Source organism: Nonomuraea sp. NPDC049400 (assembly GCF_044466425.1).
Classification (GTDB): Bacteria; Actinomycetota; Actinomycetes; order Streptosporangiales; family Streptosporangiaceae; genus Nonomuraea.
Window position 1 is genome coordinate 1 of record NZ_JBITMP010000061.1, and the last position, 20,502, is coordinate 20,502.

The following is a 20,502-nucleotide window of genomic DNA, read 5'->3' on the forward strand; positions in this document are numbered from 1 at the left end:
GAGTGGCCGCCCTCATGTCACATCGATCTTCCCTTACGGGCATCAAGGTGACGAGTAGGTTCAAACCCGTACACCACTCCCGTGGACGCTAACGCCGACAAAACCGGCTCGGCGGAATCTTTCACGAGTACTCACATGCCGTTTGACCTGCATGGACGTAGTTTTCGGCAGGCTCAACGCCGCGCAGTTCAAGGCGGAGCGCGTCGCGGACAATCCCATGCGGCGTTTCGGCACCCTCGACGAGATCGCCACCGCGGCCGCGTTCCTCGCCTTCGACGCGACGTACACCGCGGGCGTCGAGCTCGCCGTGGACGGCGGAGTCACCCCAACTCTGACCGGCCCCACGCCCGGCCACTACGCCTCATGGCACACCGCGGGCCGGATCACCTTTCCCTCACACCATCCTCGAACGCTCATTGGAACGGGCACGCTATTGCGAATATGAGGTAACGATCTCCGGATGATCCTGCAGAGGCAGGTGATCGTCCGCCGTCCCAGCAGAGGTAGATACGCGAGGGCCTGGGCGAGACCTGCCTCCAGCGGAGTGGGAAATAGCCTCAGACAAGCCAACTGCCTCGGGTAGCGCGGACCCGAGTGGTCGGTCTACAGGCCCAGGCCGGACTCCAGGTGCGCCAGCGCCGTGTCGATCTCGGCGGGCCCGTCCATATCGGGATCTTGTGCCCATTGGAGCCAGACCATGGCCACGACCCCGATGACAGCACCGATGGCGTTGCGTATCCGCGGGTCGTCCGCGGCACATCCGGCCTTGTCCGCCACGATTTCGCCGACCTCGCGGATCACGCCCGGACTCTTGCGCAGGTTTGCCACCAGCAGTTCGGGCACGGTGGCCGCGAACACCTCTCGTGCGTGTCCCGCGGCGATCTCTTCGGCGGACAGGGCGGCGAACGCCGTGCGGAATGCGCCGCGCAGCACGGCGACCGGTGGGCCCGGCGGCTGAGCGGCTAGGGCCTCGACGAGAGGCGGAAAGCGATCGAGCGTGACCAGGTGCTCCTTCGTCGGAAAGTAGCGGAAGAAGGTCGCGGGGGAGATCTCGGCGGCCGCGGCGATCTGCTCGACGGTGGTGGCGTTGTAGCCGCGCTCACGGAAGAGCCTGAACGCTTCGCGCAGGATCGCCTCCCGGGTCTTGGCTTTCTTGCGTTCGCGTAGCCCGCTGTCACTCATGCACCAAATTTTATCGTTCACGCAAATGATAGTATACTATCAAAAGATAGTATACTATCTAATCTATCCCCGGATACGGAGGTGACCCGCTATGGGCGACGACATCAACGGCCTGCATCACGTCGGGCACATCGTGCAGGACATGAACCAGGCGATGGAGCGGTACCGCCAGCTCGGCTTCACCGTGCCGGCACCTGCCTATCCCGTCCTCCCGCGCGTCGTGGGAGGCCCCGCCGAACCGTTCGGGGTGGCCAACACCCATGTGTATTTCCCTCGCAACTTCATCGAACTGGTAGCCGTCCTCGACGACACCGGCCGCACGCCCGGCGAAGCGCGCCCCATCCCGTTGCAGGTGCCTGACGACAAGCTGCCGGGGCTGATGGCGGCCATCCGCGCCACCGCCGCCAACATCACGTCCTTGCTCCAGCGTTTCCAGGGCCTTCACATCATGATCGCCGATACGCCGGACATCGACAGCGTCGCCGCGCGGCTGACCACCGCTGACGTCAGCCACGGTGGCGTGCACGCCATCCAGCGACCCGTCGAGACCAGCACCGGGACCAAGATGGAGCCCGCCCGCTACCTGGAGATCTCCCGTCCCCATCTGCCCGCCGGGCGGGTGCCGGAAGGCAGGATCGGATTCGCCGAGAACACTCCAGTCGAGGCGCTGGAGGACGAGCAGCACACCGACCATCCCAACGGCGCCACCGGGCTGGTCGAATGTGTGCTGTGCGTCGCCGACTCGGCATTGCCCGAGCTTGAGCACCGCTACGGCACCTACTTCGGCCAGGCGCGGGATGGCCAGGTGACGCGTTTCGACCGGGCGAACATCACCATCGTGGCAGCATCGGCGCTCGCCAGCCTGCTGCCAGGTGAACGCCCGGCGGCCCTGCCTGCGTTCGTCGCCTACACAGTATCCGTACGCGACATCGCCGCCACCGAGCAGCTCCTGCGCGACAACGACATCCCGGCCACCCACACCGATACCGGAGAGATGTTCGTGTCCGCCAACGCCGCCCTGGGCACCGCGATCATCTTTCGCCAGGATGACTGAGGCAACCTCCGCACGATGGGGCCTCATGACGATCCTTCGGGGAGGCTGTCGCGTAGAGTCGTCAACGGGATGAAAGCCACCCCGGTGCCGAGTTCCTTGGGGGTGGGTCCGCCCGGCGTCGGGGTATCGGCCAGGCGTGCGGCCAGCGCGGCGACAGCGTCGCGGTCCCTCGAGGGCTTGGCGTTCGTCGTCGGTGAGCTCGAGCTGTTCCAGCATCTGCTCGATGCCCTCCTTGACCGCCAGCAACTGCCCGGCGTGGGATTGCTTGGGCAGGTAGAGCGGATCTCTTCCAGTGCAGGGTCCACAGCAGTGGGCCCGAACACCATGTCGGCGAGTTTGCGGACCTGAACGATGCCAGCGTGGTGATGCAGTCGGTGGTGGGCGCCGAACAGGTAGCCCAAGGCGACCAGCTGGAACCGACACCTCCTGGTTGCGAACTTTCTGGCGACCATCCGCGGCGAGACCAAGGCCATCAGGGCCTACATGTGTCCCCGGCGTACGGCGGTCACCGCGCGGCGCGGCAAGATGTCTATGTGACCGGTGAAGCTCGCGAATCCCGAGCCGGCGCCGCCCGCGAGCCGGGTCCGGTGCGGGCAAGGGAACGCAACCGCTGGGGCGAGGGCGGGCGGTTGCGCACCGAGATCCTCGTTGCGGCCGGGCAGATGCTCGGCGAGCTCGGCGCGGTGGAAGGGCTCACCCTGCGCGGGGTGGCCAGGCGTGTCGGCATCGCCCCCGCCAGCATCTACGCGCACTTCAGCGACAAATCCGAGCTGATCGGCGCCCTCTTGGAGTTCGAGGCACACCGGCTGCTCGACCTCGTGGGCCGAGCCGGGCAGGCGGTGGACGCCTCCGACCCGGTCGGCCGCCTCCGTGCCAAGCTCCGCGCGCTCTGCGGGTACGCGCTGAACAACCGCGGATTCACCCGCGTGCTGCTCGGACTGCGCATGAGCGAGGAGAGCAGCCACATCAACCTGTCGCACACAGTGATCGACGAGCTGCGCGCCAGCCTGGAGCACTGTGAGCGAGCAGGGATCCGGCTGCGGCTGCCGGCCGAGCGGGCGGCCCTTGTCCTGATCACCAGCGCGCCAGGGCGCGTCATGCTCTCCTACGTCATCGACGATTCCGACGCCGACATCGCACGGTTCGTCGACGAGCTCGTCTCCTTGCTGATCGCCTCCTGATCACCTCCGATGAATGTTCGCGAGTGGCCCCGGCCAAAGTTGCCTAACACTTGTTTGTTAAGATGGCGAACAATCGTTCACCAACTCCAGTGTCGGAGGAACGCACGTGAGCACCTCGCCCCAGAACCCCGGATATCCGATGCGCAGGACTGGGACTTGCCCCTTCGACCCGGCACCGGGTCTACGAGAGCTGCAACGAGATGAGCCACTCGCCAAGGTCACCCTGTGGGACGGGACCACGGCATGGGCGGTGACCCGCTACGACGACCAACGCGCGTTGCTGGCCCACCCCCGGATCAGTTCCGACGCCTCCCGACCCGGCTACCCGCACATCAGCGCGGCCACCCGCCAGGTCGTCACGACCACCCCAGGAATCGGGCAGATGGACGACCCCGAACACGCTCGGCTGCGCCGCATGCTGACGGGCACGTTCACCGTCCGGCGGATCGAACGCCTCCGTCCCGCCGTCCAGCAGATCGTGCACGGCCTCATCGACGAGATGCTGGCCGGCCCTGCTCCCGCCGACCTCGTGAACGCGTTCGCGCTGGCGGTGCCGTCCCTGGTGATCTGCGAGCTACTCGGCGTGCCGTACGTCGACCACGAGTTCTTCCAGCGCAATAGCAAGATCATTGTCAGGCGGGATCGGACGCCCGAGGACACCGTGCGCGCCCAGCGCGCACTGCTGGACTACCTGGGCGCCCTGATCGCCGAGAAGACGGCCGATCCGGCGGACGACCTGCTGTCCGCGTTGGCTGTGGAGCAGGTGGCCACCGGCGCGATGTCCACGGAACAACTGGCCACGATCGGAATGATGCTGCTGGTCGCCGGGCACGAGACCACCACGAACATGATCTCCCTGGGCACCCTGGCCCTGCTGCGCGATCCCGACCAGCTTGCCCTTCTCAAAGCCGCCGAGGAACCCGGGGAGATCGCCACGGCGGTTGAGGAGCTCCTCCGGTATCTCAGCGTGGTGCAGGCCGGGCTGCGCAGGATCGCGCGGAACGACTTCGAGTTGGCCGGCCAGATCATACGGGCAGGAGAGGCCATCGTGGTCCCGACCGAACTCGGCAACCGGGATCAGCGGAGATTCCCCGACCCCGATCGGCTGGACCTGGAACGCGACGTCCGCGGGCACCTGGCGTTCGGATTCGGCGTGCACCAGTGCCTCGGCCAATCACTCGCCCGTCTGGAGCTTCAGGTCACCTACACCACGCTTTTCCGACGCATCCCCACGTTGCGGCTCGCCGTGGATCCCGCGAGCCTTTCCTTCGCCCACGAACAGTTCATCTACGGCCCTCACGAGCTCCCCGTCGCCTGGTGAGAAAGCCGGCCGGACGGAAGACCCGAGGACTGAGCCACGGTGTCGGCGAGGGCATGTGGAGTGGCATGGGTGGCGCGCCAGGCGGTCACGTGGTCGGGCCTGACCAGCAGGGCCCCGTTCTCTCCGATGCCGCAGCGATCGGTTCTGCGGAGGAGGGCCACGTCGAGGACAGCGCCCGTGGGGTCGGCCTCGCGCGTGGCCTGTGCCCAAGCGCGTCCGTCGGGGCCGTTGAGCAGCAGGTAGCGGCCGTCGCGGACGAGCGTCGACAGCCCGGCGAGCCACAGGTGCGGGAGCCGGGTCCCGGGGCTCGCAACGCCAGCGGTGCGGCTCGTCGGCCACCGGGAGGTGAGAGTCATGCCGCCCCAAGGGATAATCGCCCGCCCCGTCGAACGCTATGCCGCCGAAATGGCCAGCCGGCCCACCTCCTACCCGATGAACCCCGACGACGCCCCCGGCACCATGCTCGTGGTCGGCGGCCTGTCCGGTGGCGGCTCCAACTTCAACGTCGTCCCCGGCTCGGCCTACTTCACCGTCGACGGTCGCTACAACCCAGAAGAGGACCTCGACGGCGAGCTCAAGCGTCTGACCGACCTAATCGAGGACGCCGCCCGGGAGATCGGCGCCGGTGTGTCGGTCCAGACGGTCCAGTTGCAGCCCTCTGCCGGCACCGACCAGGAGCATCCGGCGGCGGCCGCGCTGGCGCGCGTGGTCAGCGAGGTCCAGGGCACCCCGGCCCGGTTCGAGATGTGTGCGGGCATTCCGAGATTCGCTGGTACGCGCAACTCGGCATTCCCGCCTTCGGCTACGGCGCGGGCCGCCTGGACGTCTCCCATGGGCCCGACGAGTACATCGACGAGGCCGCCATGCGCCGCCGTGTACGCCCTCTATGCGGGCGACCTGCTGACCTGACGGCCGCGCAGCCGGGTTCCCACCCGCCGCTGCTCGCGGGGCACCGGCGCTCCTCCGGGGGGATCAGAGCGTCACTGCCACTCCGAACGTGATCAGGAGGGCGAACGGCAGGGCAACCGATATCCAGCTCCGCCAGGGCACCGGCGTGCAGCCGGTCGCCAGGCTCGGCCACCGGAGGACGGCAAGGGCGATGGCCGCCGCCAGCACACCAGCCCCAGCAAGCCAGACCACAGGCGGCACGCCATTCCAGGGACCCGCGTTGCGTGCCACCCATAGCAGTAGCAGCGCCCACAGCCCCCGGCCGGTCACCGACAACCGGTCGGCCCCGCGGTTGCGAGCCGCTGACCACGCGAGCCCGAGGCCGCTGAACGCGAAAAGGATCATTACTACCGTCATCACGGGGGATCGGTTCTCACCGTCGGGCTTCTCGATGCCGAGCAGGCGGAGGCCCACGGCGTCCACCGGCTTGTCGGTGTTGCTCAGGACGACCACGCCGCGCCCGGTGGCCCGGTCGAAGCCCGTGTATGAGGTGAATCCGCCGGTCCCGCCGTTGTGCCAGGTGATGGCCCGGTTCCCGTACTGGGTGGTGAACCAGCCGTAGCCGACGCGGTGGCGCTCGTTCTGGCTCCAGCGCGGGTTGGCGGCGTCGGCGCCTGGAGCGGTGCGGGTCATGACGGCATGAAGGAGCTTGGCGACGTCCTCGGCGGTGGACCAGACGCCGACGCCCGCCGCCGCGTGACCGTGGGCACGCCAGGGATCCACGGCCATGCCGTTCTCCGCCCGCCCGGTGGCATGGCCGGGCGGGAGGCCGTCCTGGGGGGTGAGTGCTTTCGTGGACGTCATGCCCAGCGGGACGAGGACGCGGGTGCGGAGCAGATCGGCGTACGTCGTGTGCGAATGCTCCGCCAGGGCGATGCCGAGCAGCGCCATGCCCAGGTTCGAGTAGGCGACCTTGCCTCGTTCGCCTACCCTGACGGCGGCCGCGTCGGCCAACACCACCTCCGGCCCTGCGCCCCGGTAAGGATTGCCGCCGGTGTACGTGCTCAGCAACGCTCCGGCGATGGCCTGTGGCGTCGTACGAAGCCGGGGCAGGCCGGAACGGTGCGAGGCCAACTCGGCCACAGTCGCCGTAGTGGACAGGCCCGCCCCCGGCAGCAGGTCGCGGACGGGCGTGTCGGGTGACAGGCCCTCCTCGGCCAGGTCCGCCAGCAGCATGCCTGTCATGACCTTGGCGATCGAGCCCAGCTCGTAGGGAGTGCGCTGGTCGGCGGCGCGTGTGCCGTCGGCGGCGCCGAGCCCTGCGAACCGGATTCTGCCGTGCTCGATCAGCGCCACCGACAGGCTCTGGTAACCGTCGGTCCCGGCCGCACCTCGCACCTGGGCGGCGAGAGCAGGGTCGCCGGTCGTCTGCGGGCCGAGCGTAGGTGGCTGTGGGAGCCAGAACAGGGCGAGAGCGAATGCCACCAGAGCCGACAGCGCGGCGATCATTTTCACGAGCACTTCAACCACCTGAGCACGACCGATTCTGGCAAGGCGTGGTCACCAGGCAACGGGGAGGCGGTCCACTCCGTACACCAGTGACGTTTCCCGCAGGGCTATCTCCTGGGCGGGCACGGCCAGACGCGCCCGTCCGCTGGGGTGAGCGACAGCTTCTGGCCGGCCAGATCCTCAATGACCTATTTGAACAGCGCTCACTCCGCCGTCGACGGGCACGCCCTGCCCGAGCAGAGGAGCCATCGCCTCACCTCTCAGGGGCAGCACGGGCTTGGGGATGGCGACCAGGGCCAGCTCCAGAGCGTCTCGCCCGTCAGATTGCAGGCTCATGTCCGCGAGCCGGGCAAGGTCGTGCACGCACAACTCGCCCACGCTCGCGGTGTCTCGCCTTCCGCGGCCCATGTCGCGCTGACGGTGCCGTGGATGGGCACGATGAGCTGGACGATGTCCTCGGCTTCTGCCCGCACCTGGTCGGCGTGGCGCTGGAAATGCACCGGGCGGAAGCGCTTCGCCTCGACCACGAGACCTGGAACACGGTCCGACATGTGCCAGTTGCTCCGGTCTCATCCGTACGACGGCTCATCACTGCCTCGCCGCGCCCCAGGTGACCACGGCGGTGCTCACGTCCGATGAGCTGTAGGCACGCAACTTGGGCAGGCGCTTCCGCGGGGCGCAGTCCCCTGTCTTGCAGGTGTCGTGCTTGGGATGGTCCGTCCATGTGACAGTGATCTCCCCTTTCCTGCCGCACTCGGCGGCACGCCGATATGGCTTGTCTTGCTTGTAGCCGCGGACCTGCACGCAGACCCGGCTGGATGCCTCCCATCGATAGAGAAGCTTGGCGCCGAGTTCCAGCCGGCACGCGTGTCGCCACTGGCTCCACCGCATCGGCGCCGCGACCGCCTTGTCACCCAGGCACTTGCCCTGAACGGTGGCCGCGGCCATCGGGTGCAGAGCGGTCGACGCGGACGCGGTGGACAGCGACACGATGGACAGCGACGCCGCCAGGGCGACGGCGGCTCCCGCCCAGAGAGCTCGATTCCGCATTCCGTGAACCTCCTCGTGTGGGGATGTTTTCGTTAGAGCGCCACCCAGGCTGCTCAACCTCGATCGACCGGTCCAGCTCACCGAGTCCACAGAATCCACGCGCTCACTCCACGCTTGACGGCGTGCGTACGTCGTGCGGCGTGCGTACGTCGTGCGGCGTGCGTACGTCGTGCGGCGTGCGGTACCACCGCTGGCCGAACTCGGTATGAGGATCGGTGTCAGGCGCCGCAGTGTCCGGGCTTCTTGGGCATCCAGCGCTGGCTGAGCACGGGATGACCGGGACGGGGCTGAAGGAAGATCCGGCCGCCCCATCTGATGCATTTCTTGGCCGCGTTGGCGATGACCGGTCCTGCGTACAGATAGGGATGCCGGTCCCTGGCCGCGAGTGTGGGTGAACCCTTGACCTGCAGATAGGCCTCAACGCGCAGCCGGGTCGAGCCGGCGAATTCGCGGCTTTTCCAGGTGACGACGCAATTCCTGCTGCCGTCGTACAGCAGGTAGATCGTGGCGTAGGTCTTTCCACGGTCGCCGAACTTGAGCCTGTGCTTGTCGATGACGTGCATCTTGCCGCCGCCGCACACCCCGATCGGAGTCGGATATGCCTGTGCTCCGGCGGGTGGCGTGGTCGAGAACAGCATGGTCGCGCCAACCAGTGCCGCGACAGCCCACGAACGTCGTTTCATGTCGTCTTCTCGTTTCTCCAGTGCTCGCTAACTATTCGTGGATCCGGCGCGAGCGACATCGCACGGACTGCGCGGATGATGGAATGCGTAAACCGCCGAACCGAAATGGGGGATCGCAATGCGCTCCAGCGGTTTGGGCTGATCCTGCCGCGGCTCCCGGGGAACACCGTTTCCTGGGCGCCGCCCACGTCGACAGCGGAGCGCGGAACTCGACGAGGGCGGCGCGTTTTTCCAGCCAAGTTGCGGTATTGCGGTGGGCCGAGGCCGTCCTCTCGACCCGACGCACGCCAGTCCCGCGGAGTTTCTCCTCGACCGCGTCAACGTCACCATGAGTTTTATATTCCGAGGCTGGCGGCCTGCCCTGACCACGTCCGCGCCACAGGCCCATGGTAATCAATACCATTTGGACGCCGTACAGGAGGGGTCCGCCCTGTCACCTGCACATGTGCCGGGATAAGGAGATGGTGCCGCGGCGGTGGAAGCTGGCACGGCATCTGCGGAGGAGGAAGCGGCAACCGAGGCGGGTACGGCGCCGGCAGAGACGGAAAGGGCCAGCAGCACACCGGCCGCCAGGAACGACAAACGCATGACGCGAAACCTCCCGAAGATGATCGATGAAAGCGCAACCAAGGCTGGTCAAACTGATCGACGCTGTCCAGCGCATAGCATCTACAAAACCTGCGCACTGCCTTCCCGCGTCGCCCGCAGTTATCTCTTGCGATTGACAGTGTGGAGATCTGCCGTAAAGGTGGTGACCGGTTCAATTCCTGAATACAACGAAAGGCCTGACACCATGCGGAAAACACTGCTCCCAGGCGTTTGCCCTGCGTTCCGCAGATGTGTAGCGGCATGATCGAGTTCGACCACGTCAGCAAGTTCTACAAGGACGTGAAGGCACTTGACGACGTGTCCTTCACTGCCGAAGCGGGCAGCATCACCGGGTTCCTCTGGCCCAACGGCGCCGGAAAGTCCACGGCCATGCGCATCCTGGTGGGGTTGTCCCGCCCCACCTCGGGCTCGGCCACCGTGCTGGGCCGCCCGTACACTGAGTTGGGCTGTCCGGGTTCCCAGGTTGGCGTCCTCTTGACGCCGGCGCGCAGCATCCCGGCCGGACCGGCCGGGAGACGTTCGGCACCTTACTCCCCGTGATCGGCATTCTCACGGTGACCGGCGAATGGAGCCACCGCACCGCCCTTTCCACGTTCCGCGCATGCGAGATACGGCCGGGGAAGGCGCCTCCCTAAACCCCGGGGCCCAGCGGTGTTCACACGATCGGCGGAGCCCGCGACCAATAGGTTCTGCGCTCCCTGGTCCGACCGACCCACCGACGAAGGACCGTCACTCATCGCCGCGTGAGCACGCTTACGTCTCACCTCTACGGGCATGCCGTCCGGGATCTGAACTCGCGCGGAGATTCGCCGTAGGCAGTGCGGAAAGTACGGCTGAAGTCGGCGGCCCGGGCGAACCCCCACTGGGTGGCGATCCGGTGGATCGGGACGGCGATCAGGGCCGCGTCGGCGAGGTCACGTCGTGCGCGTTCCAGCCGTTGGTCGCGTATCCACGCCGAGACCGTGTCGCCTTGCTCCTGGAAGAGCCGGTGCAGGTAGCTGACCGAGATGTGGTGTGCCGCCGCGACCGACTGCGGAGTGAGCTGAGGATCATGCAGATGAAGCTGAATGTAGGTACGAATATGCAGGGTGAGGGACTGTCGTCGGGAGCCTGGCCGCGGGCCCGGCCCGGATTCGAGCAGGCTAGAAAAGCACGCCGTTACGAGATCCACCAGTACCATGCCCAGCCGCTGCCGATCTGCCGGGTTGAGCGACAACTTCTCGTCAAACAGGTTCTCGACGAATCCCTTGAGTAGCGCGCTCACTCCGCCGTCGACGGGCACGCCCTGCCCGAGCAGAGGAGTCATCGCATCGCCTCGCAGTGGCAGCACCGGCTTCGGGATGGCGACCAGGGCCAGTTCCAGTGAATCATGCCCGTCCGATTGCAGGCTCATCTGCTCGAGGCGGGCAAGGTCGTGCGCGTACAGATCTCCCACGGTCACGGTGTCTTCCCGTCCGGCCCATGTCGCGCTGACGGTGCCGTGCATGGGCAGGATGAGCTGGACAATGTCCTCATCTTCGGCCCGCACCTGCTCAGCCTCTCGCTGGAGGTGTACCGGGCGGAATCGCTTCACCTCCAATACAGCCACGCCGAGATCGACGAGCCGACCGTCGGCAGAGAGATCATCCATGCCTGCGGCAACGAGCTCGCGGCACACATCGGGATTAGTGGTCCAGCCTCTCCAGGTCGTCGCCCGCAAGCGATCCGTCCCTTCCTCGCGCATTCGTGTCCCTATTCCGACCTTCATGAGTCTGAGTAGTCCGACCGGCTGCGTTCCGGTCGTGGTGTGTCTGGGGCAACCGCTCTGGTTCCGGTGTGGAGGCGTTGGCAAGAGCCCCTGCAGCCAGGGACTCAGGATGCTGATCCTGAAACGCGACGACGTTCAGGACGCTGCCGAGACGTCGACCTGCTCATCGCGTAGTCGCTCGTACTCGGCGGGTGGGTCGAACGGGAGCCACGCTCGAGCGGCAGGTCCAGACAGGCCAATTCGCCGACCACGCTCTTCATCATGAACGACCTTCCAGCAAGAGATCTGGCTGAGTTTGTGGAAACTCTTCGGTAGCGAAGCCAGCCGCGGTGCCTGGTCAGTCGCAGCTATTGCGCCACCGGCATTCATCGCAGGGTGAGTGGGGCCTCGGATTCGATGCGGGTCAGCTTCTGCGGGTTGCGGACGTAGTAGAGGCCGGTGATGCGGGCGTCCTCGACGCGGATCGCCAGGACGCCGTCGATCTCGCCGTCCACGCGTACGAGGAGTGCCGGGTTGCCGTTGACCACGGTGGGATCACCAGTGAGCGTGACGTCGGCCTTGCCGAGGCCGCCGGCGATGGAGCGGACCACCTTCTCGGCGCCGATGATTGGCCGCAGCGCGGCCTGCTTGACGCCGCCGCCGTCGCTCACCAAGACGACCTCAGGGGCGAGCACGTCCAAGAGGCCCTGCACGTCCCCGACTTCGAGTGCGCGCTGGAACGACTCCAGAGCTGCCCGGGTCTGGCTCGGGGTGGCTGTCTTGCGAGGGCGTCGGGCTTCGACATGCCGGCGGGCGCGATGCGCGATCTGGCGGACGGCCGCAGGGCTCTTGCCGACGGCGGCCCCGATCTCGTCGTAGCCGACGTCGAAGACCTCGCGCAGCACGAAGACGGCGCGCTCTGTCGGCGACAGCGTCTCGAGGACGATCATCAGCGCCATCGACACGCTCTCGGCGAGTTCGATGTCCTCCGTCACGTCCGGTGCGGTGAGCAGCGGCTCGGGTAGCCAAGGGCCGACGTACGCCTCCTTGCGGCGCTTCATGCTGCGCAGACGGTTGAGCGTCTGCCGGGTCGTGATCCGGACTAGGTAGGCACGCTGGTCGTGTACCTGATCCACGTCGGCCTTGACCCATCGCAGCCAGGTTTCCTGCAGGACATCTTCGGCATCGGCCGCAGATCCGAGCATCTCGTAAGCGACGGTGAAGAGCAGGTTGCGGTAGGCGAGGAAAGTCTCGGTCACCGGGTCGGCGGCGTGGTCGCTCATATCTCGCCCTCTCTCCTTCGCGGTCGGGCCTGGTCGCCGACGGCCTTCAAGCGTGTATCCACGGCAAGGCCCTCTTTTGTTGGTAGCCGTTCGATCCGACCCCCTGTTTGGTGCGAACGACAGCGAGGCACCAGCATGCGCACGGCTGTGACATCCAAACTGCCAACGATGCGTTGCTGTGGCCGTCGATGAACGCGTGCGTGTGGCGGTGCACCGCAATTGGGGGCGCCGACGCCCGACGTGCCGTCCAGATCCGTTGAAGGTCGACCGGATCGGCCCACCGACACGTGGCCTAGGATGTCTGCTCAGCGGTGGCCAGAGCCTCGCCGCGCTTGGCCTGCAGCAGCTGCCGGCGCTTGGCATCCTTGGCCCAGGCTGGCCAGTTGAGCGAACCGGGCTTGCGTGCCTGATACGCCAGCTGCCAGAGGATGCCCTGGCAGATGAACTCCTTGATCTTCGCGCCCGGGCGGCCGCTGATGTAGAGCCTCATCGCGACGTCGTTCCTGTGGGCGAGCTGGAAGATGCCGGCCCGGCGCCCCAGGCTGATGCACTCGGCGACGAGCGCCAGGGCGAGAGGCGCAGGGTGCCGGCCCGCGATCCGGCTGAGCACCGTGTCGGCGGCGTGCGGGCCCAGCTGAACCGCGGCCTGGCAGCTCATCCGAAACGGCAGGTCCGACGGTGCCACCGAGTCCCCCGCCGCGACGATGCGTACGTCGTCCACGCTGGTCAACGTCTCGTCCGTGCGCAGGCGGCCCAGGGCGTCGGTGCTCAGCCCGCTGCGGGCGGCCAGGTCCGGCACGCCGAAGCCGACGGTCCAGATGGTAACTGTGCTCGGCAGCTCGCGGCCGTCACGGAGCTGGACGGTACCGCGGGTCACGGCCGTCACTGTCGAGTGGGGGCCGTCGAGGACGGTCACACCGAGATCGGCCAGCTGCCTGGCGACCGAGCGCCGCCCCCGCGGGTGCAGGTACGGGCCCAGCACCCCGCCGCACACCAGGGTCACGGTGCGGCCGGCCTCCGCCAGTTCGGCGGCGGTCTCGATGCCGGTCGGACCAGCTCCGACCACCGTCACGGCGGCCGTTGCGGGCGCGGCGTCTAGCACTGGCCGCAGCCGCTGCGCCTCCTCCAGGGTGGCGATCGGGTAGGCGAACTCGGCCGCTCCGGGCACGCCCGGGTCGGCGCTGCCGCTGCCCACTGCGTAGATCAGGTAGTCGTAGTCGACCGTGCCGCCGGTCGCCAGTATCACGCTGTGTCCGGCCGCATCGATCCTGGTCGCGGTGTCGACCACCAGCCTGACGCCGTCGGCCAGGACGTCTTTGTATCCGACGACCGCGTCGTTGGACCCGCCCACCAGTTGGTGAAGGCGGATCCGATCTACGAAGGCCGGGCGCGGGTTGATCAGGGTCACGGCCACGTCGTCGCGCTGCGTCAGGCGATTGGCGGCCATGACTCCCGCGTATCCGCCGCCGATCACGACCACATGAGTGTTCCCAGTCATGGTGTCTCCTTCACTTCTTGGCGTTTGACCTCAAGACACCGCGTGATCGGTGGTTGTGACAGTTTGTGAGGCAGGTCACTCCACAGGTGCGGGCTCGGCTGAGCAACAACCCAGAGTTGTGGCGACACGAGTCTTTCAAGGGTGACCCGGTCAGCCGGGTCGACCGGACCACCGCCCGGCCACCCGTTGTTCCACTCTGTACGATCGGGCAGCGGCTCCGGGATCCACTCGCCCACATACCTCTCATGCCGGGCCCGTGCGGAGCCGAGCAAGTCGAGGCAGATGCGGCCGGCGACCGTAGTGAGCCAGGCGCCAGGCGATTCGATGGCCTCCTGCTGCTGGCGAGTCATGGCGTACCAGCGGGCGTAGGTCTCCTGGACGACATCTTCGGCATCGGTCAGAGAGCCGAGGAGCCGGTAGGCGAGATTGATCAGCTGGCGCCGTTCGCTCATGATCGCGCTCAGGCCCGGATCCAGCCGGCCATCTCCTGGCTCGGATGGGATGCTCATGATGTTGCCGACCCCGTTGGTCGCAACTGCCCTCACCGGTTCGACGAGACAACGCACCGAACTGTGAAATTGACGCGTCGCCTCACGCTCCGAGGGGTTGCGCCGTCGTACCGCCGAGATGAAACATCGTTCGTCAACGCCAACCTCGAGGCGATCTGACGCTGAAACGCGCCCTCCACACGCACGCGGGACCTCAACAAGGCCTGCCAGAGCCCTCGGTGGCGCTGCCACGGACTCAGCGGCACGTGTTCCGTCCTGCGTATCTTGAACTTCAGAGGTCAGAGGTGGGAGTGGGCTGCTGGAGTTCGTCCCACCCAGCCTGACGCAGATCGACATCACTATCCGTGCTGGCCGGGCTGGTAGTCGCCGACGGGCTGTTGGGTGATGACGTTCAAACGGTTGACGGTGTTCATGATGGCGATGAGGCCCACCAGGACGGCGAGCTCATCCTCGTCAAAGTGCTTGGCGGCGTTCGCCCAGGCCTCATCGCTGACACCACCGGCGGCGTCGGCGATGCGGGTGCCCTGTTCGCCCAGTTCCAGGGCGGCCCGCTCCGCCTCGGTAAAACCTTTGCCTCCCGCCACGCCGCGACCAGGTTGAGGCGTACCGAGGATTCCCCGGCGTGCGCGGCTTCCTTGGTGCGCATGTCGACGTAGACGCTGCAACCGTTGATCTGGCTGACGCGAAGCGCTACCAGCTCCTGCGTTGTGGCGAGCAGGGGCGAATCATGTACGACCTTGCCCGCGGACAGGACATGCTTCAGGAGCTTCGCGATCGGGCTGCCAAGAAAGTTGAGACGGGCGTCCACACTGTTCTCCTTGTCGTTTCGGCTGTACACCCCACCGACGACACAGCCCGGCCAGATGTCACAGCCAACTGAATGTGACCTGCGTCTACCAGCCGCGACGCTACGGGCATGGTCGCTGGCGCTGTGACCGAAAACGATCACCGGGTTGGCGTGTAGGGCGCTGCTGCCGGTTGGATGGTGCTGATCGCGTTCGATCGACGCTCGGAAGGCCTGGTTAGGCAACCGGTCAGGGTCCGCAGGCTCACGGACCCAAAGGCCAGAAGCTGCAGCGGATCGTGTACGGCGGCACGACCAGCACTGTGCGCCCCGCGCCCACATGCCCTGCGCCATGGCCTTCACCGTGTTCTTCGCCGCCTACCTGGTCCGACGCGTCAGTGACATGGGCGGCCAGGGCATGGAATGGCTGGGCTGTCTCATGCCGAACGGCTGGATCCTGCGGGCTCGCGCCTTCGGCGGCGCGCAATGGTGGGTGTTCCTGCTGGTGGCAGCGTTCGTCGCGGCCCTGATCGGTGTGGCCTACAGGCTGTCGGCCCGCCGCCGGGACGTCGGCGCCGGCCTTGTGCCGCCGCGGCTCTGCCCCGCCCATGCGCCGGACCGCCTGCGCCGACCGCTCGGGCTGGCGTGGCGGATGCAGATCGCGCCGCCTGGCCCTGCTACCTGCGGAAATGCTTGAGCCTAGAGAAACGGCCTATGGCAGCCGAGAAGGCAAAGCCGCAGGCCAGCAGGCATTCTGTCGCTCCAGAGATTCCGAATTAGGCGGAACGTGGGCCCAGCAGCGGCCGCCCGCGCATACGGCCGGATACGGTGATCGCCGATAAGGGGTACTCCACTCACAAAATCCGCCTTGACCTGCACTGACGCGGGATCAAGGCGGACATCCTCGAGCGGCGAGATCAGCTCGCCAACCGCAAACACAAGGGCAGCCGCGGGGGCCGCCCTCACGCCCTTCGACGCCCTCACCTACAAGCGCCGCAACGTCGGTCAACGTGCCCGGACCGGAACGTAATAAGGCATGTCACCGCAGTCAGGCGAATAATGAACTCTCCGGCCAAAGCAGTCGTGAGCCGAGGTTGGACTACGCGGCTGTTGCCTGTGTGCTGGCGCCAGGTGCCAGGTTCAGTCAGCGCTGTGGCGAGCGGTAGTGCATCGTCGGCTATGGGAATGGGCAGTTGGCCGAGAGCGGTGCCGTTCATGCTGGTCGAGGTGGCCCACCATTCCGGTTCGGCCGGGACCGGGGCGTCCACGGCCAAAACGATCGGTTCCAGCCGAGGTCAGAAGGTCGGCTCCGCGGCGATATCCCACCGAAAGGCGTGACCGGCGAAACGGCCCAATCGAGGGCACCGCTACTGCGAGACCGGCCAGGCAACTGCCGCCGGGCCAGGTCACCCAGTCAGTGCCTGGAAAGGGCCCCAATGTTCAGCACGAAGCTCGATGTGAGACCGTCATGCTGAACGGTACCGTTCATGATGGACGCTTGCTGTTTACCGTCGCTCGCCACCTGCCAGAAAGCCATGATGACGGTCTGGCCGGGGAGGCGACAGACCTGCTCGCGTGGGCTCAGCTCGGCCGTGTTCCCGCGTGCCGTCATGGTCCACCGGCAGCCGTCCTCCGTCCGAGCGACCACCGTAAGGTCCCGCTTCACCCTCATCTCGACCAGGCCGCGCAGCGGCACTTGGGTGACCTGCGGCGCACCGTCCTCCCCACCCGATCGGTACGTGATGATATTGATCAGGCGTGACGGGTCCGCTGTGACGTACTTCCACGTACCTGTGAATCGCCTCGCTACCTTGCTCCATGACTCCGGCGTGGCTTTGGTACGGGCTCCACGCTCCAGCGTGAAGTCGTAGTCACCGTTCGGATGGTGGCTCACGCCTGTGATGGTCTCTTTCTCGTGCCGCCCCGAGACGGTCACGGACCAGCGGGTCAGGGTGTAGCCCGAGTTGATCACCTTGTTGAAGCAGTATTGCGAGGGTGGATCGAGTTGGAGGGAATCTGGCCGAGCGGCGAACTGCCATGTGCAGCCTCGGTCGGTTCGCCCCACGACTCTTCCGTCGGCCTTCTTCGAGAACACGATCCAGCCGATCTGCGGGATCTGCAACGCCGATCCCGGTGGTGACGAGGGATTCGGACTCGCACACTCAGGATGCGTGGCCGGACACGTGAGTTCCGCGATATTCCCCATGCTCTCGCGGTCCGGCTGATCGTAGTTCCAGATCCCCAGGTACTTGTCCAGACCGGTTTCGGCGGCCGCCGGGCCAGGCCAGCCGATGCCGGCAACACCCCCTACGGCCATGGCCAGAACCAAGAGCACGGTTGCTGAACGCCCTGAATTCGTCATGGCGGCGATACTTCCCCAGAAGATCCTGGGCGTCGTCACCCGGACGACGACAGTTGCGGCTACTACCAGAGATGTAGACGTGCGCGCGGCTGCGTCCCAAGACGTAGTGACAACGCCGCCTGACAGCGGTGACGCCCCAGCGGGCTCGATGCCCGTGTCCTTCGTCACATAAATCGATGATCTCGGCTGCCACGGCGCCGGTGAGCCCGTCGATGCGCACCGGCTGGCGCGGCCTCCGCAGCGGAGAGCGGCATGTTCGCCACGCCGCTCGGCGACAGGCGGGTCTCGGTCGTGGCGCGTGACGACCTGGCCGCCGTGGCCGTGCGCGTTTCGGCCACGGCCTGGTCCGACGTGGCGGCGGGCGTGCCGCGGCGGCATGCCGGGCGCGCACGTACGAGCTGGAGGGGCTGGACGGCGTCGGCGGACACGGCTTCGCGCTGACACTGACCGGAGCACTCGGATGGGCCCGTCAAATATCGGACGACGCCGCTTGGCGGAACGTGGCAACTGCTGACGGGGTTGCCGACATGCCAGGTGGGGGCCACACGATCCCGACGTTCTCCAACATCAACACGGGACTGCTCGAGGCCCGGCACAGCGACCTGCCCGCGTTCCTGGACGCGTCGCGGCCGATCCGGGACCTGATCGAGGCGGTGGTGAAGTCGAGTGACGGACCGCTGAGCGGCGTAGTCGAACGGGGCCGGGCATTCACCCGATGCCGCCGCTCGCGCTCCGTGTGCCGGGCGAGACTGCCCGTGTCGGATCCTTGGCCGCTTTGTCCCGTTGCCGTCGGGGCGCCCATGGTCTCGCCCCATCAAGTCCTTCAGGCAATGAATTTTCTTAACTAACTTCACAAGCTGGTGAAGCTTATGTATCTTCCTAAGAGTGTCATCGACAATCCTGATCTCCGGCCTGGTGAAGACCTTCGGCCCGACTCGCGCGCTCGACCACCTCGACCTCACCGTGCGCAGCGGCGAGGTCCATGGATTCCTCGGCCCCAACGGGGCCGGCAAGTCCACCACCATCCGTGTCCTGCTCGGCCTCATCCGCGCCGACGCGGGCATGGTGCGCCTGCTGGGCGGCGACCCCTGGACCGACGTCGCCGAACTACACCGTCGCCTGGCCTACGTGCCCGGCGACGTCGCCCTCTGGCCCAACCTGACCGGAGGCGAGGTCATCGACCTGCTCGGCCGGCTGCGCGGCGGTAACGACTCCGAACGCCGCGCCGAGCTGCTGCAGCGGTTCGAACTCGACCCACGCAAGAAAAGCCGCACCTACTCCAAGGGAAACCGGCAGAAGGTCGCCCTGGTGGCCGCCTTCTCCTCCAACGCCGACCTGCTCATCCTCGACGAGCCGACCTCGGGCCTGGACCCGCTGATGGAGGCCGTCTTCCAGGAGTGCATCGCCGAAGAGCGGCAGCGTGGCCGCACCGTCCTGCTGTCCAGCCACATCCTGTCCGAGGTCGAAGCCCTGTGCGACCGAGTCAGCATCCGCAACGGCCGCACGGTCGAAAGCGGCACTCTGGCCGACCTTCGCCACCTCGCGCGCACGTCCGTCACCGCCGAGATCACCGGCCCCCTTCCTGACCTGAGCCGCGTCCCCGATGTCCACGACGTGGACGTGCGGGGCGGGCGGGTGCACTGTCAGGCCGACGCCGTCGCCCTGCCGGCGCTACTCGAACTGCTCAGCCACGCCGGCGTCCGCGCCCTGACCAGTCATCCGCCCACCCTGGAGGAGCTATTCCTGCGCCACTACACCACCAGCTCGAACGGCGGCAAGCACGCGGCGGAGGCCAAGCGATGAACTCCTTCACAGGGACCGGACCGCTCGTCCGGCTCTACCTGCGCCAGGACCGCCTGACCGGGACCGTTTGGGTGCTCTTCCTGCTCCTGCTGGTGATCGGCGTCGCCGAGCAGTACTCCGGGCTGCTGCCCACCGCGCGGCACCGCGCCGACTTCGTGGCCCAGATCCACCACAATGCCGCGCTCACCGCGTTCACCGGGCAGTTGTACGGCGACGGCCTGGGCAACCTGACCTTGTGGAAGATAGGTGACATCGCCTTCACCCTCATCGCCCTGATGGCGGTGCTGAACGTGATCAGGCACACCCGCGCCGAGGAAGAATCCGGCCGGGCCGAATTGCTGGGCGCCGGCGTGATTGGCCGCCTGGCCCCCATGACGGCGAGCTTGATCGAAACCGGCGGCCTCATCCTGCTGAGCGGTGCTCTCACCGCACTGGGCCTGGCCGGTTTCGGACTGGATCCCGCCGGGGCGGTGGTATTCGGGCTGGCCCTGTCCGCGCCTGGCCTGGTGCTGGCAGCGGTCGCGGCGGTGACCGCACAACTGTCCGAACGGGCCCGTACCGCGATCGCGATGGCCTCCTCGGTGCTCGGAGCGGGATACATGATCCGCTTCCTCGCCGACGGCAGCGGCGTGCTGTGGCTGCGCTGGCTGTCTCCCAACGGCTGGAGCCACCTGGCGCAGCCGTTCGGCGACAACCGCTGGTGGGTACTCCTCGTGCCGCTGGCCGTCACCGCGGCGCTCACCGTCCTCGCCTACCGGCTGAACACCCGCAGAGACCTGGGCGCCGGCGTGCTGCCCGCCCACATCGGCCCGGTCGAGGCCGCCCCCGGCCTGCGCAGCCCGCTGAACCTGGCCTGGCGCAGCCAGCGTGGACAACTGCTGGGCTGGACGGCCGGACTCACCGCGCTCAGCGCCGCCGGTGCCAGCGTCGCGCCCGGCATGGCCGCTGCTCATCCTGACCTTCGTGAGCCTCCTGCTCGCCGTCCTCGGCCTGACCGCCCTCCAGCGCCGCGACCTCACCTGAAGGAGCTCCGACGATGAGGAGCCCATCCAGCCTGGCC

General features: G+C 67.1%; 25 protein-coding genes. 12 read left to right on the forward strand and 13 right to left on the reverse strand.

Annotation, left to right across the window (positions count from 1 at the left end; translation table 11 throughout):
- Positions 1-151 precede the first annotated feature (151 nt).
- Complete coding sequence (locus tag ACIBVN_RS51435; protein WP_397148672.1) at positions 152-445, forward strand: SDR family oxidoreductase; 294 nt, start codon at positions 152-154, stop codon at positions 443-445.
- A 158-nt stretch (positions 446-603) separates the two neighbouring features.
- On the opposite strand, the gene ACIBVN_RS51440 is transcribed toward ACIBVN_RS51435, so the two are convergent.
- Positions 604-1,182 (reverse strand): TetR family transcriptional regulator, encoded by a 579-nt coding sequence (locus tag ACIBVN_RS51440; protein ID WP_397148674.1) that lies wholly within the window; start codon positions 1,180-1,182, stop codon positions 604-606.
- Positions 1,183-1,273: 91 nt separating this feature from the next.
- Between ACIBVN_RS51440 and ACIBVN_RS51445 the strand changes: the two genes are divergently transcribed.
- The 4 genes from ACIBVN_RS51445 (at position 1,274) to ACIBVN_RS51460 (ending at position 4,738) form a co-directional block, all read left to right on the forward strand.
- Entirely contained in the window at positions 1,274-2,236 is a 963-nt protein-coding gene (locus ACIBVN_RS51445) for a VOC family protein (protein WP_397148676.1), read from the forward strand.
- 177 nt (positions 2,237-2,413) lie between these two features.
- Positions 2,414-2,584, forward strand: coding sequence for a hypothetical protein (locus ACIBVN_RS51450; protein WP_397148678.1), 171 nt, complete (start codon positions 2,414-2,416; stop codon positions 2,582-2,584).
- Between the two features lie 185 nt (positions 2,585-2,769).
- The gene (locus ACIBVN_RS51455; protein WP_397148680.1) at positions 2,770-3,417 is read left to right on the forward strand and encodes a TetR/AcrR family transcriptional regulator; all 648 of its coding nucleotides are present in this window, start codon (positions 2,770-2,772) and stop codon (positions 3,415-3,417) included.
- Positions 3,418-3,523: 106 nt separating this feature from the next.
- Positions 3,524-4,738 (forward strand): cytochrome P450, encoded by a 1,215-nt coding sequence (locus ACIBVN_RS51460; RefSeq protein ID WP_397148682.1) that lies wholly within the window; start codon positions 3,524-3,526, stop codon positions 4,736-4,738.
- Here ACIBVN_RS51460 and ACIBVN_RS51465 read toward each other — a convergent pair.
- Positions 4,714-5,094 carry a hypothetical protein gene (locus tag ACIBVN_RS51465; RefSeq protein WP_397148684.1) on the reverse strand — a complete coding sequence of 127 codons (381 nt, stop codon included), beginning with the start codon at positions 5,092-5,094 and terminating at the stop codon, positions 4,714-4,716. The two genes, ACIBVN_RS51460 and ACIBVN_RS51465, sit on opposite strands and share 25 nt — an antisense overlap.
- Here ACIBVN_RS51465 and ACIBVN_RS51470 point away from each other — a divergent pair.
- On the forward strand, positions 5,093-5,647 hold the full coding sequence (locus ACIBVN_RS51470; protein ID WP_397148686.1) for a peptidase dimerization domain-containing protein: 555 nt from the start codon (positions 5,093-5,095) through the stop codon (positions 5,645-5,647). The two genes, ACIBVN_RS51465 and ACIBVN_RS51470, sit on opposite strands and share 2 nt — an antisense overlap.
- Before the next feature lie 63 nt (positions 5,648-5,710).
- On the opposite strand, the gene ACIBVN_RS51475 is transcribed toward ACIBVN_RS51470, so the two are convergent.
- From ACIBVN_RS51475 to ACIBVN_RS51495, 5 genes are all read right to left on the reverse strand, one after another.
- Positions 5,711-7,147, reverse strand: coding sequence for a serine hydrolase domain-containing protein (locus ACIBVN_RS51475; protein WP_397148688.1), 1,437 nt, complete (start codon positions 7,145-7,147; stop codon positions 5,711-5,713).
- A gap of 168 nt (positions 7,148-7,315) precedes the next feature.
- Positions 7,316-7,471, reverse strand: a complete 156-nt coding sequence (locus ACIBVN_RS51480; RefSeq protein WP_397148690.1) for a hypothetical protein — start codon at positions 7,469-7,471, stop codon at positions 7,316-7,318.
- A complete protein-coding gene (locus ACIBVN_RS51485; protein ID WP_397148692.1) occupies positions 7,468-7,686 on the reverse strand; it encodes a hypothetical protein in 219 nt (72 codons plus the stop codon). The genes ACIBVN_RS51480 and ACIBVN_RS51485 overlap by 4 nt, the downstream gene beginning before the upstream one ends.
- 37 nt (positions 7,687-7,723) lie before the next feature.
- The gene (locus tag ACIBVN_RS51490; RefSeq protein ID WP_397148694.1) at positions 7,724-8,185 is read right to left on the reverse strand and encodes a hypothetical protein; all 462 of its coding nucleotides are present in this window, start codon (positions 8,183-8,185) and stop codon (positions 7,724-7,726) included.
- 218 nt (positions 8,186-8,403) lie between these two features.
- Positions 8,404-8,868: a hypothetical protein gene (locus tag ACIBVN_RS51495; protein WP_397148695.1), complete on the reverse strand. Its 465-nt coding sequence runs from the start codon at positions 8,866-8,868 to the stop codon at positions 8,404-8,406.
- Positions 8,869-9,717: 849 nt separating this feature from the next.
- Between ACIBVN_RS51495 and ACIBVN_RS51500 the strand changes: the two genes are divergently transcribed.
- Entirely contained in the window at positions 9,718-10,017 is a 300-nt protein-coding gene (locus tag ACIBVN_RS51500; protein ID WP_397148697.1) for an ATP-binding cassette domain-containing protein, read from the forward strand.
- 226 nt (positions 10,018-10,243) lie between these two features.
- Here the strand turns inward: ACIBVN_RS51500 and ACIBVN_RS51505 are convergent, their stop codons facing one another.
- The 5 genes from ACIBVN_RS51505 to ACIBVN_RS51525 form a co-directional block, all read right to left on the reverse strand.
- A complete protein-coding gene (locus ACIBVN_RS51505) occupies positions 10,244-11,200 on the reverse strand; it encodes a helix-turn-helix transcriptional regulator (RefSeq protein WP_397148699.1) in 957 nt (318 codons plus the stop codon).
- A 389-nt stretch (positions 11,201-11,589) separates the two neighbouring features.
- Complete coding sequence (locus ACIBVN_RS51510) at positions 11,590-12,486, reverse strand: RNA polymerase sigma-70 factor (RefSeq protein ID WP_397148701.1); 897 nt, start codon at positions 12,484-12,486, stop codon at positions 11,590-11,592.
- A gap of 292 nt (positions 12,487-12,778) precedes the next feature.
- Positions 12,779-13,984, reverse strand: a complete 1,206-nt coding sequence (locus tag ACIBVN_RS51515) for an NAD(P)/FAD-dependent oxidoreductase (protein ID WP_397148702.1) — start codon at positions 13,982-13,984, stop codon at positions 12,779-12,781.
- The gene (locus ACIBVN_RS51520) at positions 13,981-14,529 is read right to left on the reverse strand and encodes a sigma factor (RefSeq protein ID WP_397148704.1); all 549 of its coding nucleotides are present in this window, start codon (positions 14,527-14,529) and stop codon (positions 13,981-13,983) included. The genes ACIBVN_RS51515 and ACIBVN_RS51520 overlap by 4 nt, the downstream gene beginning before the upstream one ends.
- Before the next feature lie 373 nt (positions 14,530-14,902).
- Complete coding sequence (locus ACIBVN_RS51525; RefSeq protein ID WP_397148807.1) at positions 14,903-15,211, reverse strand: carboxymuconolactone decarboxylase family protein; 309 nt, start codon at positions 15,209-15,211, stop codon at positions 14,903-14,905.
- Between ACIBVN_RS51525 and ACIBVN_RS51530 the strand changes: the two genes are divergently transcribed.
- Positions 15,116-15,373, forward strand: coding sequence for a hypothetical protein (locus ACIBVN_RS51530; protein WP_397148809.1), 258 nt, complete (start codon positions 15,116-15,118; stop codon positions 15,371-15,373). The two genes, ACIBVN_RS51525 and ACIBVN_RS51530, sit on opposite strands and share 96 nt — an antisense overlap.
- Before the next feature lie 256 nt (positions 15,374-15,629).
- Positions 15,630-15,974, forward strand: a complete 345-nt coding sequence (locus tag ACIBVN_RS51535; protein ID WP_397148706.1) for a hypothetical protein — start codon at positions 15,630-15,632, stop codon at positions 15,972-15,974.
- 717 nt (positions 15,975-16,691) lie between these two features.
- Here ACIBVN_RS51535 and ACIBVN_RS51540 read toward each other — a convergent pair.
- The gene (locus tag ACIBVN_RS51540; RefSeq protein WP_397148708.1) at positions 16,692-17,678 is read right to left on the reverse strand and encodes a hypothetical protein; all 987 of its coding nucleotides are present in this window, start codon (positions 17,676-17,678) and stop codon (positions 16,692-16,694) included.
- Positions 17,679-17,891: 213 nt separating this feature from the next.
- Between ACIBVN_RS51540 and ACIBVN_RS51545 the strand changes: the two genes are divergently transcribed.
- The 3 genes from ACIBVN_RS51545 to ACIBVN_RS51555 all read left to right on the forward strand — a co-directional run bounded on the left by ACIBVN_RS51545 (position 17,892) and on the right by ACIBVN_RS51555 (position 20,482).
- Positions 17,892-18,080: a hypothetical protein gene (locus ACIBVN_RS51545; protein WP_397148709.1), complete on the forward strand. Its 189-nt coding sequence runs from the start codon at positions 17,892-17,894 to the stop codon at positions 18,078-18,080.
- Between the two features lie 444 nt (positions 18,081-18,524).
- Positions 18,525-19,442 carry an ATP-binding cassette domain-containing protein gene (locus ACIBVN_RS51550; protein ID WP_397148711.1) on the forward strand — a complete coding sequence of 306 codons (918 nt, stop codon included), beginning with the start codon at positions 18,525-18,527 and terminating at the stop codon, positions 19,440-19,442.
- Positions 19,439-20,482: a hypothetical protein gene (locus ACIBVN_RS51555; protein ID WP_397148713.1), complete on the forward strand. Its 1,044-nt coding sequence runs from the start codon at positions 19,439-19,441 to the stop codon at positions 20,480-20,482. Before ACIBVN_RS51550 ends, ACIBVN_RS51555 begins: the two co-directional genes overlap by 4 nt.
- The last annotated feature ends 20 nt before the right edge of the window (positions 20,483-20,502 follow it).